We start from the raw sequence: 16,672 nt of genomic DNA on the forward strand, positions 1-16,672 counted from the left end.
AAAGACATATTTTTGCTAAAGGAAACGTCACATGTTTGAGATGGAAAAAGCGCAGCGGATCAGCCTGACCATGCAGGTTGAAGCCAAACTGAAAGGCGCGCTGATTGTCGGTGTACTCAAGCCGGGCGCACGTCTGGTTACGAAAGAGATTGCGGAAAAACTGGGAACCAGCGTCACGCCGGTACGCGAAGCCTTGCTGCGGCTGGTCTCCGCCGGCGCATTGGATGCCACACCCGCGCAGGCGTTTCTGGTGCCGAAAATTGAATTGTCGCGTTATCAGGAAATTACGCTGATCCGCAAAAATCTCGAAGGATTAGCGGTGTCCCAAGCCTGTGAGCATGTGACCGCAGATCACATCGCGCTGCTGAAAAACCTGAACGCAAAATTCCTGGCCGCCAAAAGAGAAAACAATGTGGAAGCGGCGCTCGAGGCCAACCGCGAGTTTCGCTTTACGCTGTATGAAATGGCCGGAATGCCGACGCTGATGGCGCTGATCGAACAACTCTGGGTGCAGATTGGCCCGTGCTTCAATTATCTCTATCCGCAGTCTTCGCCGATGACGCAGGGTAAGCACAATTATGATCAACTGCTGCTGGCGCTGGAAACCGGCGACGGTAAACGCTGCGTGAAGCTTATTCACAAAGCGATTGATGACGGCGCAGCTATTCTGGTGGAACACTATTTTTCGCAGGAGTAGGGGGAAGATGTTTTGCACAATAGGGCGAATTCGGCCCGAAAAAAAGGTGCACCCGCGTGCACCTTTCGTTCAAACACCGTGGTGTTCATCAGAACATCAGAACCATCCACGGGTAACCAATCAGCATCAAACCGGCGAGGAAAATAGCACCGAAAATGGTGCCCAGACGCCAGTAATCTTTGGTCGGCAGATACCCGCTGCCGTAATAGATTGGGCTCGGGCCGGTGCCGTACGGGGTGATAATCCCCATTACGCCCAGCGACGTCACCATCATCAGGCAGTAAACCGGCATGTTGATACCCGGAATGGCGGCGGCGATAGTCAGCATCGCCGGTAACAGCGCCGTGGTGTGCGCCGTGGTACTGGCGAACAGATAGTGCAGCAGGAAGAACGCAATCAGCAGCATCACGGCGGCGACCTGCGGGTCGATACCAGTGAGCAGTTGTCCGCCTTCTTTACCCAGCCAGGCGATGAAACCAACGCGCGCAAGGCCGTCAGCCAGCGCGACCAGCGTGGCAAACCAGGCGAAAGTATTCCAGGCCGGTTTGTTGCTGATAATGTCGTTCCAGTTCAGCACGCCGGTCCACAGCATCAGAATCACCACCAGCAAGGCCGCCAGCGCCGGTTCAATCCAGGCCGCGGCAAAAATCCACATCAGCAGGGCGGAACACACGAAGATCAGCAGCAGGATTTCGTTACGCGACAGTTTGCCCAGTTTCTCAAGCTCGGCTTTTGCCCATTTCGGCACTTCATCGTTAATCTTCACTTCCGGCGGATAGAACCAGTACGCCAGCAGCGGCATGGTCAGGATCAGAATCACGCCCAGCGGCAGGAAGGCGAGGAACCACATGCCCCACGAAATATTGAAACCGATGATGCTTTTCACCAGCGCCAGCGCCAGCAGATTCGGTGCCAGTGCGGAGAGGAACATCGAACTGGTGATACACGCCGCAGTAATCGCCACCCACATCAGATACGAACCGATTTTACGTGCGCTCGGGTCGTTCGGCTTGGAACCGTACAGCGGCGGCAGGTTGGCGATGATCGGGTAAATGGTCCCGCCGCTGCGCGCGGTGTTAGACGGCGTGAAGGGTGCGAGCAACAGATCGGCGAAGGTGATGGCGTAACCGAGCGTCAGACTGCGTCGGCCCAGATATTTCACCAGAATCAGCGCCAGACGGCGGCCAAACTGCGTTTTGTCATAACCGGCGGCAAACATAAAGGCGCCAAATATCAGCCACACCGTGGAGTTACCAAAGCCGCTGACCGCCCATTTAAAGGCTTCGGTCGGCATTTTAAACTTCGGATCCACCAGTTCTGCCGGGCTGAACAGCAGCCACTGGCTAAACAGCGCGATGACCACCACGCCGGTCAGGCCAATAACCGCACCGGGTAAAGGTTCGAAAATCAGGCCGACAATAACGCCGACGAAGACGGCGAAGAAATGCCAGGCATAAGGTTGTAACCCGGCAGGAACCGGCGTCAGCAGCAACAGCACCGCCACCAGAACTGGCAGGAACAGCATGATCAGACGTTTTTTTAGCCCCGCCGGAGCCGGAGCGGCCTTGTTGGGATCATTCAAAGTCGTTGTGGGTTTCATAGTTTGGTCTGCCCGTGATTGAAAGTGAGCGTTACGCCCTGGTTGTCCATGCGTGATATCGTCTTTTGAAAATTCATTTTGCTATTTCACTTTGACATCTTAAATCCATGCGTTTTTCTTTACCGGAAGCTCGTCACGTATTACAAAAAGATGATGATTTGAGGTTGAGATGATTAAAAACTAAATATTATCTGCGACCTGCATGACCCCATTGAGTCATTGTTATTTAAATAAAATACCAATGATAAGTGCGTGGTTATTTTCTTACAGAAAAACCTTCTATTGAGAATGTAGAGTAAAATTTCACAAACGCCAGTTTTCGAGTTCAACCTGCTGATTTATCAGGCAGGATTTTTTTTATGTTAATCAAAAGTTGATTTTTGTCAATCGCTCGATAACAATTGAAGATGGTATTTAATTTAATGTCGCGTAAATAAACAACTTCTGTTCCCTCAAATGTTATACCGACCCACATCGCCCTTTTTTCATTTACACAAACAGAAAAGTAAACAGAAAAATCAGACCGATTTTTAAATTCATCACCTGCATCGGATTGCTTAATTTCACGGTAAGTAATACGGCCACGGAAAATTTAAGACTTACAATTTTTGGAGTTGACCCTAATGAATAAGCTCACCCCGGTCCTTAAGCCACTGACGCTGCCCAACGGCGCGGTGCTGAAAAACCGTTTGCTGATGGCGCCGATGACCACCTGTACGGGCTTTTACGACGGCACGGTGACCAGCGAACTGGTGGAATATTACCGCGACCGTGCCGGCAGCATCGGGACCATCATCGTTGAGTGTTGCTTCATTGACCGTATGGGCCCGGCATTTCCCGGCGCGATTGCCATCGACAGCGACAACAAAATTCCCGGCCTGAAAAAAATTGCGGACGCGATCAAATCCAAAGGGTCGAAAGCAATTTTGCAGATTTATCACGGCGGCCGCATGGTGGAACCCGAACTGATCGGGGGCCGCACGCCGGTTGCGCCGAGTGCTATCGCCGCGCCGCGTGAAGGTGCCACCAAACCGAAAGAACTGACCGGCGAAGAAGTGGAAACCATGATCACCAAATTTGGTGATGCCGTGAACCGTGCAATTAAAGCCGGGTTCGACGGCGTGGAAATCCACGGTGCGAACACCTACCTGATTCAGCAGTTCTACTCCCCGAACTCCAACCAGCGCACCGACAAATGGGGCGGCGACCGCGACAAACGCGCGCTGTTCCCGCTGGAAGTGCTGGAAATCACCCATAAAATGGCGAAGCGCTTCGCCGACGCGTCCTTTATTATCGGCTACCGTTTCTCGCCGGAAGAGCTGGAAGTGCCCGGCATCCGTTTCGACGATACGATGTATTTGCTGGAAAAACTGGCTGCGCGCGGGCTGGACTACGTGCATTTCTCCGTCGGCCAGTTGCTGCGTTCTTCTATTGTCGATACCCAGGACCCGACGCCGCTTATCACGAAATTCCGCGCCATGCGTTCTGAAACGCTGGCAAAAGTGCCGGTGATTGGCGTGGGCGGCGTGGTGAATAAATCCGACGCTGAAAGCGCGCTGGAACACGGCTTTGATCTGGTGGCGGTGGGCAAAGCCTGTATCGCCTACCCGGACTGGGCCGACCGCATTATCAACAACGATCACCTTGAGCTGTACATCGACAGCCATAAACGCGAAGAGCTGAATATCCCGGAACCGCTGTGGCGCTTCTCGCTGGTTGACGCCATGATCCGCGACACCAGCGTCACGGGCCGTAAATACAAGGCCGGGGTGTATCAGGAGAAAGTCGAAGCCGAAGCGCTGAAACTGAAAATCAACGTGGTGCTCGACACCGACCGTATTACCGATATCCAGCTGGTTAAAGACGACTCGCTGGACGTCGATTTCACCACCACGTTCGAAAGCCTTCGCACGCGTATGCTGGTCGCCAACAGCCCGCATGTTGATGCGATCACCGGCGCGACCACCCAGAGTGAGGCGCTGAAAAAAGCCGTTTCTCGCGCAATGACGACCTCGAGCAAAGAACACGTTATCGATGTAGGCGGTAACCCGCAGGCACCGCAGAACTTTGACGTTGTGATCATTGGCAGCGGCGGCGCAGGGCTGGCGGCAGCCATTCAGGCGCACGACGACGGCGCGCATGTGGTGATCATCGAGAAAATGCCGACCATCGGCGGCAATACCATCAAAGCCTCCGTCGGGATGAACGCGGCAGATACCCGTTTCCAGAAACTCAAAGGCATAGAAGACAGCAAAGATCTGTTCTATGACGAAACGCTGAAAGGCGGGAAGTTTAAAAACAATCCTGTTCTGCTGCGTGAATTTGTTGAGCTGGCACCGGAAGCCATCGAATGGCTGGCGGCGAAAGAAATCGAGCTTAACGACATCACCATTACCGGCGGGATGAGCATCGACCGCACGCACCGTCCTGCCGACCGTTCTGCCGTAGGCGGATTCCTGATCAGCGGGCTGGTGAAAAATATTAACAAACGCGAAATCGAAGTCCTGCTCGAAACATCCGTCGCGGAAATCCTGTTCGATAACGGTGCGGTGTCCGGCGTGAAAGTGGTCGATGAATATAACGACAGCCGCATTCTCAATGCGAAAAGTGTCATTGTGGCTACCGGTGGTTTTAGCGCCAATCGTGAGATGGTGGTGAGCTATCGCCCGGATCTCGACGGTTTCGTGACGACTAACCATGCAGGCGCGACCGGCAGCGGCATCGCCATGTTGCAAAAACTCGGCGCCGACACCGTGGATATGGGCGAGATCCAGATCCACCCGACGGTTGAACAAACCACATCCTACCTGATTTCCGAAGCCATTCGCGGCGGCGGGGCGATTCTGGTCAGTCAGGCCGGCAAGCGTTTCTACAACGAAATGGAAACCCGCGACAAAGTCTCCGCCGAGATTATCGGGCTGCCGGAGAAAAGTGCATGGGTAATTTTTGATGAGCAGGTGCGGGGCAACAACAAAGCGGCGGATGAATACATCGCCAAAGGTTTTGTGCTCAGCGCACCAACGCCGCAGGATCTGGCGGTAAAACTGAACATGGATCCGCAGGCGCTTTCTGAAACACTGGAACGCTATAATCTGTTTGTGGTGGCAAAAAAAGACGAAGACTTTGGCCGTACCACCGCGCTGCGTCACCCGCTTAATCAGGGGCCGTTCTTTGCGATCCGCATTGCACCGGGTGTCCACCACACCATGGGCGGCGTCACTATCAACCCTGACACCGCAGTTCTGGATGCCCAGAAACAAATTATCCCCGGAGCCTGGGCTGCCGGTGAAGTCGTGGGCGGCATCCACGGCGCAAACCGGATTGGTGGCAACGCCGTAGCCGATATCATTATCTTTGGAACCCTGGCGGGGAGGAAGGCGACGGCTTTTGCGAAAGGATAAACAATGCGTTGTTTAACTGACAGTTGACCGAGAAAGTTTCGGTTTTTCAATTGCAGCGATCGCTCAGCGGCTGACGCCGAAACCGACCAAAGAGGCCCAGGACGGGGCCTCTTTGGAATCTCCACGTCTTTTTCAACACGCGCTATCGCTGGAGCGATGGACATGTTCTGCCGCACCGGCGCGTGGCGCGAAATCTTGCCGCTGCGCGGTTCCTTCCTCGAGGGCTTCGAGCCATTGGTCTCGAACCCTCAGTCAGCAAAATTTCTGAGCGCGCCAGATTGCATTTTTTCAAAAGAAAACAACAGTCTGGTTTGCTCCTCCCCCTGCGAAGGGGGAGGCCGGGAGGGGTTTAGCAGGCCACTGAGTCGCTAAAACCAACACCCCATCCCGGCCTTCCCCTCGTGAGAGGGGAAGGAGCAAATCAAAACCAGCCAGCATTACTCTTTCGAATTACATAGCCATTGGCCGCTTTCAAAAATCACGCTGGAAGGAGAGGTGGAAAACCGCGTATTTTTTTCGCGCGGTTTGTAATCCGACGGGAAGGAACCGCGCAGCGGCGGGATTTTGCGGCACTAGCTGTAGTTGCTGAAACAGTGCCAACCAGCGATAGCGCGCAGTGAAAGAGCCGGAGATTCTTAAGAGGCGCGGCGACAGGCGCCTCTTAAGGCCAGTTTGGGTGGCAACCCAAGGTTTTGATTTTGACCTGAAGCCAGTATGGGCGGCAACCCACGCTCCTGACCTGATCTACTCCCCGCCCCATACTTCCACCGCCAGCCGGTAAAAATTCCCCCCCAGGACATCGTTGATCACTTTGTCGCTGTGGCCGGATTGCAGTAAATGCACGACGACTTCTTCGAGCGCAGAAGGCGCAACGTTATCACTGACGCCGGAATACGCTTCGGCAGGCCAGTATTCCGGATGTGCAGCGAGGATTTCTTCGGTGCTGGCGTTGCCGACCGGGAAGGCGTAGTCAAGCGCGAGGGCGACGTGACGTGGCCCGGCAACGTCAATCAGGTAATCGATGTGGCGGGCAAACAGGGCGGCATCAGGCTTATCTTCACCCAGGAATTTCCCGATGCCGTTGACGCCGATCAGACCACCGGATTTCACGCAGGCGCGAATTTGTTCATCGCTGATATTGCGTCCGTGTGCGTGAACGGCTTTCGGGTTTGAGTGGGAAAAAATCACCGGTTTGCGGGAATAGTCTATAGCCTCGAGGCTGGTCTGAACGCTGCAATGTGAGACGTCAACAAACATCCCCACGCGGTTCATTTCGTCGATGACTTCCTTGCCAAACGTGGTTAACCCCGTGTTTTCATCATGACAACCGCCACCGGCCAGATTATTGCGGTTATAGGCAAACAGCATCTGCCGCACGCCGAGGTGATGATAAAACTCGACCATTTCCACCCGGCCATCCAGCGCATTCATGCCTTCGATATCAAAGGTTATCGCCAGTTTACCGGCGGCGCGGGCGGTGAGAATATCTTCAGGTTTGCTGACAAGCTGATAATCATCGGTATGGTCGAGGATCCAGTGGCGGAACGCCGCCAGATTTCGCACGGTTTGTTCCCACGGCAGGACATCAAACCCGACATCCACTGACAGATAATGCACCCCGGCATCGCGCCAGATCTGTAAATTATTCAGGTCCGCTGCCGGATCGGGCATAAAACCGGAGTGTCCGTCCCACACCAGCGAACGGGCGAAAAGTGTGCGGGCGTGTCGGGTTATGTCTGTCTGTGTCATGTCGGCATTTCCTGTAATAAAAAAGTCTGAGCGGGTGACTGCTGCGTTAACACGTTATCCAGCCAGCCGGGTTCGAGCGTCGGTTCAGCCTGTAGCAGGCGTGTGGTGTAATCATCGTAAGGCGGAGCCAGCACCGTTTCCCGCGGTCCCTGACGCACCAGTTTTCCACGGTGCATCACCGCGACGGAATGCGCGATGCTGCGCACGATCGCGATGTCATGGGTAATGAAAAGCAGCGTCAGGCCGGTGGCGTGCTGTAGCTTACGGAACAGCGTCAGCACGCCTTGTGCGACCAGAGGATCCAGCGCCGAAGTGGGTTCGTCACAAATGAGAATGTCCGGTTCAGCCGCCAGCGCCCTGGCAATCGCCACCCGCTGTTTCTGGCCGCCGGAAAGCTGAGAAGGAAAACGATCAATCAGCTCGCGGGAAAGCTCGACCTGTTCGAGTAACTGGCTGATTTGCCCGCTGAGCGCCGCGCCGCGTAAACCGCTGAAGCGCGCAACATTGCGGCCTACCAGTTCGCGGACGCGATGGCGCGGATTCAGTGCGGTATCCGGGTTCTGATAGATGTACTGGATCCGCTGACGCTGCGCGGGTGTCCGGCGCTGACAGTCAAATGACAGCGTTTCGCCCTCAAGCGACAGCTCGCCGGATGCAGGTTTTTGCAAACCGGCCAGCGTGCGGGCGAGGGTGGATTTCCCCGAGCCGGATTCGCCGACTAACGCAAAAGTTTGCCCGCGTGGCAGTGATAGCGAAAGCCGGGAAATCACCGGTTCGCCGTTGCCATAACCTACAGTGAGATTGCGCAGTTCCAGCACCGGCAGAGTTTGTACAGGTGTTTCCAGCGGCGCGGGAAGACGGGTGTCGAGCAGCGCCTGCGTATAAGCCTGCGCAGGCGCGCGCAAAATCTCCGCCGTCCGGCCACTTTCCACTGGCTTGCCGTGTCGCAGCACCAGCAAAGTGTCGGCAATCTGAGAAACCACGGCAATATCATGCGAGATATACAACGCGGCGGTGTGCGTTTGCTTTACGGCGTGGCGGATGGCGGCCAGCACGTCGAGCTGGGTCGTGACATCCAGAGCGGTGGTCGGTTCGTCAAACACAATCACGTCCGGCGATGAACACAGCGCCATGGCGGTCATTGCGCGCTGCAACTGTCCGCCGGAAACCTGGTGCGGATATCGCCGGGCGAACTGCACAGGGTCGGGCAAACCGAGCAAGCCAAACAGCTGCAACATCCGTTCCTGCGCCGCCTTTTTGCTGATGACGCGGTGATAACAGGCGGCTTCGGTCACCTGTGCGCCGAGGGTTAACGCCGGATTAAACCCGGCGCTGGCCGACTGCGCCACATAGCAAATCCGTTTGCCCTGATGCAAGGCTAAACGTGGGGCATCCTGCGGGGGATAAGGTTTGCCGAGAAACGTAACCGTGCCGCTGATCGGACGTAACGCGCCACGATAATGCCCCATCACTGCCAGCCCGAGCGTGGATTTTCCGGCACCCGATTCTCCGATCAGCCCGAGCACTTCACCCTGGCGCAATGTGAAAGAAACCTTATCCACCACTACCGTTTCCCGGTAGCCCACACAGAGATCATGTACCTGCAAAATGGCGTCTGACATTACAGAATCTCCTGTTGTTGCAGTTTTCTGCTCAGCGCATCAACCAGCAGGTTGATAGCAATCACCAGCAGGGAAATTGCCACTGCCGGATAAAAGGCTGCACTGACGCCAAACAGAATGCCGTCTTTATTTTCACGGACGATGGCCCCCCAGTCGGCAGCGGGTGGCTGAATACCCAGCCCGATAAAAGACAGCGTGGAGATGAACAAAATACTGGCGCTGAACTGCATCCCCCATTCGGCGAGCAACGGGAATCGGGCGTTTGGCAGCATTTCCCGCGTAATGCGGTACCAGTGAGTTTCGCCCGCCAGTTTCGCCGCTTCCATATAATCCGTGGCGGCAATGTGCGACGCGAGGCTGTAACCGAGCCGGTAAACGCGGGTTGCGCCGATGGCGACCAGCACGCCCACCAGCGTGGCGTTGGTTTGTGGTAACACCGCCAGCGCGACCAGCGCAATGATCAGTGACGGCAGCGACATAAAGAGGTCGTTCAGCCGCGACAACAGCATTTCAAATCCGCCGCCAACGCTGACCGCCAGAAAACTGAGCAGTGTGCCAAGCAATGTCGCCAGCGCGGAAATCACAAAGGCAAAAAACAGCGTGAGGCGTGCGCCGTAAAGCAGACGGGAGAACAGATCCCGCCCGAGGTTATCGGTGCCGAGCCAGTGTGCGGCGCTCACGGGCTGCCAGATGTCACCGGCAATCTGCCCGGCATCAAAGGGCGCAAGCCACGGCGCGGTCAGGGCGGCGAAGATAAATATCACCAGCAAAGCGCCGCCAGCGATAGCGCTGAAAGAAGAGAACAACGTTTTCATTTCGGAAATCTCAGGCGGGGATTCGCCACCATCGCCAGCATATCCACCAGCAAATTAAGCAGGATATAGACCGCCGCAAAGACCAGACCGCAGGCTTCAACGACAGGAATATCGCGCACCGTCACCGCATCAACCATGTACTGACCTACGCCGGGATAAACAAAAATCACTTCAATGATCATTGCACCGACAATCAGCCCGGCCAGATTCATGGCGATCACGGTCAGCACGGGTGAAATGGCGTTCGGTGCGGCGTGCTTCCACAGAATACGCAGCGGTGGCAGGCCTTTCAGCCGGGCAGTTTCCATCCACGGCGTGTTGGTCACAGACATCAGCGCACTGCGCGCGGAACGAAGCATGTTCGCCAGCACGGCAATCGCCAGCGTTAGCACCGGCAACAGCATGGCGGAAAGCCGGTCGGGCAGGCTCATACCGTCATAGATTGTTGAAGGAAAGGTGGACACACCGACGTGCAACACCAGGATCTGAATCAGCAGATAACCGATGAAAAATTCAGGCAGGGAAAGAATAATCAGTGAAATCAGCGTGATAATCCGGTCTGGCAGACGGTGCAGATAGCGAACAGCAAACAACCCGCCGAGCAGCGCCACGGGCACGGCCAGCAGCGCGGAAGCGCCCGCCAGCCATAACGAATTCAGCAACCGGTGGCCGAGTTGCGCGCTGACCGGCTGCTGACTGGCCCACGACAGCCCGAAGTCACCGCGGAAAATTTGCGCCACCCAGTGCCAGTAGCGCGTCACCAGCGGTTTATCAAGCCCGAGACTTTGCCGGATGCTGGCCACCGCTTCCGGCGTAGCGGTTCTGCCCAATGAAGTGGCCGCAAAATCGCCGGGCAGCGTGTTCACGGCAATAAAAATAAGCAGCGAAACGCCCCACAGCAAAATCACCGCCAGCAACAGGCGGTGTCCTAATGCTCGTGCCAGCGGATGACGGGGTGCGGCAAATCTCACCCCGCTAGCCAGAGCTCTTTTCATCAGCTGTTCAGCCAGACGCGTGAAATCACCTGACCGTTTGATAAATCGTTGCCGACATCCTCGGTATAGCCCTGAAGTTTGTTGCTGCTGGCGTTCAGATAGTTATTGAATACCGGCAACAGCGTACCGCCTTCATCACGCACAATCAGCGCGATATCGTGGTAAAGCGCGCGACGTTTGGCCTCATCTTCTTCGGCGCGCGCCAGTTTCAGCAGGCTGGCAAACTGCGGGTTAGCGAAGTTCGTTTCGTTACTGGCGGACGTCGGGCCCAGTTCGAGGGAGTAAATAAGATCCTGTGTTAAACGCGTTCCCCATGAGGAGACGCAGAACGGCTTATTACGCCAGACATTATTCCAGTAGCCGTCGTCAGGCTGGCGGCGGATATCAATTTTGATACCGGCTTTTTGCGCACTGAGCTGGAAGAGCGTCGCCGCATCAACCGCACCGGGAAATGCGCCTTCCGCCACGTCGAGCACTATCGGCCCGGAATAACCGGATTTCTTAAAGTGGAACGTCGCCTTCTCCGCATCATACTGACGCTGCGGGATATCGGCCGGGAACAGCGGGTAGGCCTGGTTTACCGGGAAATCATTGCCCAGCGAACCATAGCCGCCCAACACGCGGTCAAGGATCTGCTGGCGATCGATGGCGTATTTCAGCGCAAGGCGCAGATCGTTATTATTGAAGGGGGGTTTATCAACCATCATCGGCAACGTGTAATGTCCGCGACCCGGCGTGTTGTAAACCGTCACCGGGCCATTTTTGAGTAATGCCACAATCTTCGGGCTCAGGCCGCTGATGAAATGTACTTTACCGGTGGAGAGCGCCGCCACACGGGAAGAGGCGTCGTTAATCGCAATCACTTCTGCGCTGGCAACGTGGCCGCGCCCGCTGTCCCAGTCGTGCGGGTTTTTCTCAAGCTGGGTGTAGACGCCCGCTTCGAATTTCACAATGCGATAAGGACCCGTGCCGATGCCAGCATTGGGATTTTCTACGCCGCCGTCCGGTTGGATTTGCAGGTTCCACAACGAAAGCACCAGCGGAAAATCAACGTTACTTTCATTGAGTGTCAGGGTGATTTTATCGCCTTCCGCCGTTGCCGACTGAATGGACGACAGGTACGCCACCACGCCGGAACGGGATTTCGGATCACGATGGCGGAGAATGGTTTTCACCACATCTTCAGCGGTCAGAGGTTGTCCGTTATGGAACAGCACGCCTTTACGCAAGGTAAACACCCAGCGGGTTGATTTTTCGCTGCCTTCCCAGCTTTCCGCCAGACCGGGAATGGCTTTGCCGCTGGCCGGATCGGTGCGCACTAACGTGTCGCCCCACGCGCAGCCAACGACCATCATGTAAGAACTGATCCAGGTCGCCGGATCCAGCAGATCGGTGGTGGCCGCGCCGTCAATGCCGAGCTTGAGGTGTCCGCCTTTTTTTGGCGTGTTGTCGGCAGCCTGCGCGGGCAGCGTCAGACTCATGCCTGAGGCGGCTCCGGCGGCGAGAGAGAATTTGAGAAAATCGCGACGATTCCAGGAAGTTGACATTTTATTATCCTAATTTTATGTGCTGAAACGGTGTAAATACCCTGCTGCATAGGCCGCCCGAAGCGGTGAGAAAATATCCCAAAGGGGCGTAATCCTAAAAAATAGGCAACATATTGTCTAATGTGAAAAACAGATAACTACATGATAAAAGTGGGAATAACACCGATCGCGTAGCGAACACGTTACCGGCATGTTAATGTGCGTTTTTGCCTGCCATTTTTTGCCAATAATAAAAGCCTGCCAATAATGAAAAACAATCACGATCTGGCCGTTATGCACTGGGGGACGTACCGCGTCACCACGGATAACGGTGTTTTAAAATCGGTTAAACCGGTGGAATGGGATCGCAACCCATCTGAAATCGGCCAGTCGCTGGTCGGTGGCGTTGACGGTGACAGCCGTATCCGTCGCCCTGCGGTGCGTCTGGGCTATTTACAGCACGGCGCGGCCTCACGCGAAGGGCGCGGTAAAGAACCGTTTGTGGAAGTCAGTTGGGACACCGCGTTATCGCTCATCGCAGGCGAACTTCAGCGGGTGAAATCAGAACACGGCAATTCCGCGTTCTACGCCGGTTCCTACGGCTGGTCCAGCGCCGGGCGTTTCCATCACGCACAAAGCCAGATGCACCGGTTCTTCAACCAGTTTGGTGGCTACACCGGCAGCACCAATACGTACAGCCTGGCCGCCGCCGAGCGTTTGTTACCGCACATCATCGGCGACCTGGATGTCCTGCAAAAACAACACACGCACTGGTCGGTTCTGGCCGGAAACTGCGAGCTGTTTGTCGCCTTTGGCGGCCTGCCGTGGCGCAATGCGCAGGTCAACGGCGGCGGCGCGAACGATCACTCCCTGAAATACTGGCTCCAGACGATGGAGCAAACAGGTACGCGCTTTATCAACGTCAGCCCGGTGAAGAACGATCTGTCTTCGGTGAAATCCGCGCAGTGGATCTCCCTCAAGCCGGGCAGCGATACCGCGCTGCTGCTGGCACTGAGCTACGTTCTGATCGACGAATCCCGTTACAACGCGGATTTCGTTGTCAGCCATACGGTCGGCTTCGACACCTGGCGCGACTACCTGACCGGCGCGAAAGACGGCCAAGCCAAAACGCCGGAATGGGCGGAATCTCTGACGGGCATAAGCGCGGAAAGCATCCGGGCGCTGGCGCGGGAGATGTCGGAAAAGCGCACGATGATCAACATCGCGTGGTCATTGCAACGGGCAAGGCAGGGCGAGCAGACCTTCTGGGCGACGGTGGCGCTGGCATCACTGCTCGGGCAAATTGGCACGCCGGGCGGCGGGCTGGGTTTTGCCTATGCCTCGACCAATCTCGCCGGTTCCGACCGCCGCACCTTCTCCGGCCCGCGTTTGCCGATGGGCAAAAATGCGGTGAGCGAACATATTCCGGTTGCACGGCTTTCCGACATGCTGCTCAATCCGGGCGCGGAATATCAGTTTGACGGCAAAAATTGCCGGTATCCCGATATCCGCGTGGTGTACTGGGCGGGCGGCAACGCGTTTCACCATCATCAGGACATCAACCGGCTGATTAACGCCTGGCGTAAACCGGACACCGTCGTGGTTCACGAACAATACTGGACGGCGCAGGCGAAATTCGCCGATATCGTGTTGCCGGTGACGACGTCGCTTGAGCGCGAAGACATTGGCAGCGCCAGTAATGATGGTTTTATGATTGCCATGCGTCAGCATATTCCGCCGTTTGCAGAAGCAAAAAGTGACTATGCGATTTTCGCCGAACTGGCCGGTAAAATGGGCTTTGGCGAGGAATTCAGCGAAGGGCGCGACCCGGCGCAATGGCTGCGCCATATCTATGAAATCTCGCGTCCACGCGCCGAAGCGGACGGCATCGAACTGCCGGGTTTTGAAGATTTCTGGCAGCAGGGGAAAATGGAATATGCCCGCCCGGACACGCCGCAGATCTTCCTCAAAGCCTTCCGCGATGACCCGCAAGGCGCGCCGCTCGCCACGCCGTCGGGGAAAATCGAACTGTTCTCGCAGACCGTTGCAGATTTTGATTACGAAGAATGCCCCGGTTTCCCGTTCTGGTATGAACAGGATGCGCGGGAACAGCAGGCGTTCAGCGTCCGCTGGCCGCTGCATCTGCTTTCCAGCCAGCCACGCACGCGTCTGCACAGCCAGTACGATCACGGCACCGTCAGCCGCAGTACCAAAGTGCAAGGCCGCGAACCCTTGTGGCTTCATCCGCAGGATGCGGCTGCGCGCGGCATCAAAGAAGGCAGCATCGTGCGCGTCTTTAACGATCGCGGGGCGATTTTAGCGGGCGTGCATATTACGGAAGATTTGCGACCCGGCGTGGTGCAGATGTCTACCGGCGCCTGGTATGACCCGCAGGATCCGTCGCAGCAGGATTCCATCGATAAACACGGCAATCCGAACGTACTGACGGAAGATCGCGGAAGTTCGCGGCTCGGGCAAGGTTGTACCGCGCAAAGTTGCTGGATTGAAATTGAACGCTGGGAAGCGCCATTGCCAGATGTGACGGCGTTCCAGCCTCCGGCGTTTGTCGCGGTGGATTCGTAAAGTTGTGAAGGCGCGTCTCAGCCAAACGCCTCTTTAATCGCGTTAATAAAGCAGCGAATTTTCACAGTTTGCCGCAACCCGGCCGGTGTCAGAACATGCATCGGCCGGGAAGGGCCGGTGTAATCCGGCAAAATTTGCACCAGCCGTCCTGCCTTGATCTCCTCATTCAACACATCTTCCGGCCCCAGCGTGACACCGTAACCTTTTACTGCTGCATGCAGCAATGCCCGCCAGTCATTGGCGCGCAAACGTCCGGCTGGCTGAACTTCATGCTTTTTCCCGTCCTTACTGAATATCCAGCGGCACGGATCCTGCGGTGACCAGATCCCGTAAACCAGACACGAATGCTGCGCCAGACTGGCAGGTGTATCCGGCACGCCGTGCTGCGCCAGATAGCCCGGCGAAGCGCAGGCAATCAGCCGGTAAGGCCGCAGCGGGCTGGCAATCATCGGGCTGTCCGTCAGTTCGCCAATGCGCAAAATCACCTCATAACCTTCCTCGACCGGATCGACCAGGCGGTCGGTCAGCGTCAGTTCCACCTGCGTTTCCGGGAATTTATCCAGATATTGCGTAATAAAAGGCGCGAGCGTCGAAGACCCGAACGTAACCGGCGCATTCACGCGGATAACGCCGGAGGGCGTGGCTTTCATCTCCAGCGCAATCGCATCGGCGGCTTCCGCCTCGGCCAGCACCGCTTTGCAGCGTTCATAATAACTGCGGCCAATGTCGGTCAGATGCTGGCGGCGCGTGGTCCGGTTGATCAGCACGGTGCCCAGCCGCGCTTCGAGCCGGGCAATGTGCTTCGCCACCATCTGCGGCGAAATCCGCAATGCTTCTGCCGCAGCGGCAAATGAGCCCAGTTCTGACGTTCTGACGAACACATTCATGCTGGTTAACCGGTCCATGATTCACTCCTTTTTGTTGTTTGTTTGTGTAGATGGCGGCGATTTATCAACAGTGAGTATCGAATTATTCTTTATCTTTCTGCAACGAAATAAAGGGTGTAATCATGAAAATAGGCATTATTGGCGCGGGATTTGTTGGCCGCGCAGTCGCCAAACTGGCACTCAACGCGGGGCATCAGGTGATGCTGAGTAACTCACGCGGGCCGCAGACACTGTTCAGCCTGAAACCTATGATTGGTTGTGAAATCGGCACCGCTACGGAAGCTGCAATTTTCGGTGACATCGTGGTGATCGCCGTCCCGCTGACCGCCATCGGGCAATTACCGGCCACCGAACTCGCCGGGAAACAGGTCATCGACGCGGTAAATTACTACCCGGATCGCGATGGTCAGGTGCCGGAACTGGATAACCACGCCACCACCACCAGCGAATATCTCGCCGGTTTTCTGTCGGGTGCGACCATCACCAAAGCGTTCAACTCGATTCGGATGACCGATCTTGAAAACGAAGGTCTGCCCGCCGGCGACCCGCAGCGTCGCGCGCTGCCGCTGGCCGGTGACAACACCGAAACGAAAAAACGGGTGGCCGGTTTGTACGATGCCTTCGGTTTCGACGCCGTCGACGCCGGTGCACTCTCCGAAGGCTGGCGCTTCGAACGCGGCACGCCGACGTATTGTGTGCTGATGTCGGAAGAAGAGCTGAAGGCGGGGCTGGAAGGGACGAGGCGGGAATAAGAAGATTAAGTCAAAGGGGTAATAATAAATGATGATGCTAAAACG

At 56.1% G+C, this 16,672-nt stretch carries 11 protein-coding genes; 4 read left to right on the forward strand and 7 right to left on the reverse strand.

Translation table 11 applies throughout. From position 1 onward, the window contains the following. The first annotated feature begins 31 nt into the window (after positions 1-31). Complete coding sequence (locus tag ACM5QY_RS14875; protein WP_416121527.1) at positions 32-697, forward strand: GntR family transcriptional regulator; 666 nt, start codon at positions 32-34, stop codon at positions 695-697. An 88-nt stretch (positions 698-785) separates the two neighbouring features. Here ACM5QY_RS14875 and ACM5QY_RS14880 read toward each other — a convergent pair whose 3' ends face one another. Further along, entirely contained in the window at positions 786-2,297 is a 1,512-nt protein-coding gene (locus tag ACM5QY_RS14880) for an anion permease (RefSeq protein WP_416121528.1), read from the reverse strand. Between the two features lie 623 nt (positions 2,298-2,920). On the opposite strand from ACM5QY_RS14880, the gene ACM5QY_RS14885 reads away from it, so the two are divergent. Beyond that, positions 2,921-5,698, forward strand: a complete 2,778-nt coding sequence (locus tag ACM5QY_RS14885; RefSeq protein WP_416121529.1) for a flavocytochrome c — start codon at positions 2,921-2,923, stop codon at positions 5,696-5,698. A gap of 744 nt (positions 5,699-6,442) precedes the next feature. Here the strand turns inward: ACM5QY_RS14885 and ACM5QY_RS14890 are convergent. The 5 genes from ACM5QY_RS14890 to ACM5QY_RS14910 are packed head-to-tail and all read right to left on the reverse strand — an operon-like array spanning position 6,443 to position 12,426. Then, the gene (locus ACM5QY_RS14890) at positions 6,443-7,447 is read right to left on the reverse strand and encodes a dipeptidase (RefSeq protein ID WP_416121530.1); all 1,005 of its coding nucleotides are present in this window, start codon (positions 7,445-7,447) and stop codon (positions 6,443-6,445) included. Beyond that, positions 7,444-9,069: an ABC transporter ATP-binding protein gene (locus ACM5QY_RS14895; protein ID WP_416121531.1), complete on the reverse strand. Its 1,626-nt coding sequence runs from the start codon at positions 9,067-9,069 to the stop codon at positions 7,444-7,446. The genes ACM5QY_RS14890 and ACM5QY_RS14895 overlap by 4 nt, the downstream gene beginning before the upstream one ends. Beyond that, positions 9,069-9,884, reverse strand: a complete 816-nt coding sequence (locus ACM5QY_RS14900; protein WP_416121532.1) for an ABC transporter permease — start codon at positions 9,882-9,884, stop codon at positions 9,069-9,071. The genes ACM5QY_RS14895 and ACM5QY_RS14900 overlap by 1 nt, the downstream gene beginning before the upstream one ends. Continuing rightward, a complete protein-coding gene (locus tag ACM5QY_RS14905; protein ID WP_416121533.1) occupies positions 9,881-10,879 on the reverse strand; it encodes an ABC transporter permease in 999 nt (332 codons plus the stop codon). The genes ACM5QY_RS14900 and ACM5QY_RS14905 overlap by 4 nt, the downstream gene beginning before the upstream one ends. Next, the gene (locus tag ACM5QY_RS14910) at positions 10,879-12,426 is read right to left on the reverse strand and encodes an ABC transporter substrate-binding protein (protein WP_416121534.1); all 1,548 of its coding nucleotides are present in this window, start codon (positions 12,424-12,426) and stop codon (positions 10,879-10,881) included. Before ACM5QY_RS14910 ends, ACM5QY_RS14905 begins: the two co-directional genes overlap by 1 nt. Before the next feature lie 246 nt (positions 12,427-12,672). On the opposite strand from ACM5QY_RS14910, the gene ACM5QY_RS14915 reads away from it, so the two are divergent. Continuing rightward, positions 12,673-14,988: a molybdopterin-dependent oxidoreductase gene (locus ACM5QY_RS14915; RefSeq protein ID WP_416121535.1), complete on the forward strand. Its 2,316-nt coding sequence runs from the start codon at positions 12,673-12,675 to the stop codon at positions 14,986-14,988. A 17-nt stretch (positions 14,989-15,005) separates the two neighbouring features. Here ACM5QY_RS14915 and ACM5QY_RS14920 read toward each other — a convergent pair whose 3' ends face one another. Further along, entirely contained in the window at positions 15,006-15,893 is an 888-nt protein-coding gene (locus ACM5QY_RS14920; RefSeq protein WP_416121536.1) for a LysR family transcriptional regulator, read from the reverse strand. A gap of 104 nt (positions 15,894-15,997) precedes the next feature. Here ACM5QY_RS14920 and ACM5QY_RS14925 point away from each other — a divergent pair, with 104 nt between their 5' ends. Continuing rightward, complete coding sequence (locus tag ACM5QY_RS14925) at positions 15,998-16,627, forward strand: NADPH-dependent F420 reductase (protein WP_416121537.1); 630 nt, start codon at positions 15,998-16,000, stop codon at positions 16,625-16,627. Positions 16,628-16,672: the final 45 nt, after the last annotated feature.

Origin of the sequence: Rahnella sp. PCH160 (assembly GCF_047784855.1) — a bacterium.
In the GTDB taxonomy this organism is placed as follows: domain Bacteria; phylum Pseudomonadota; class Gammaproteobacteria; order Enterobacterales; family Enterobacteriaceae; genus Rahnella.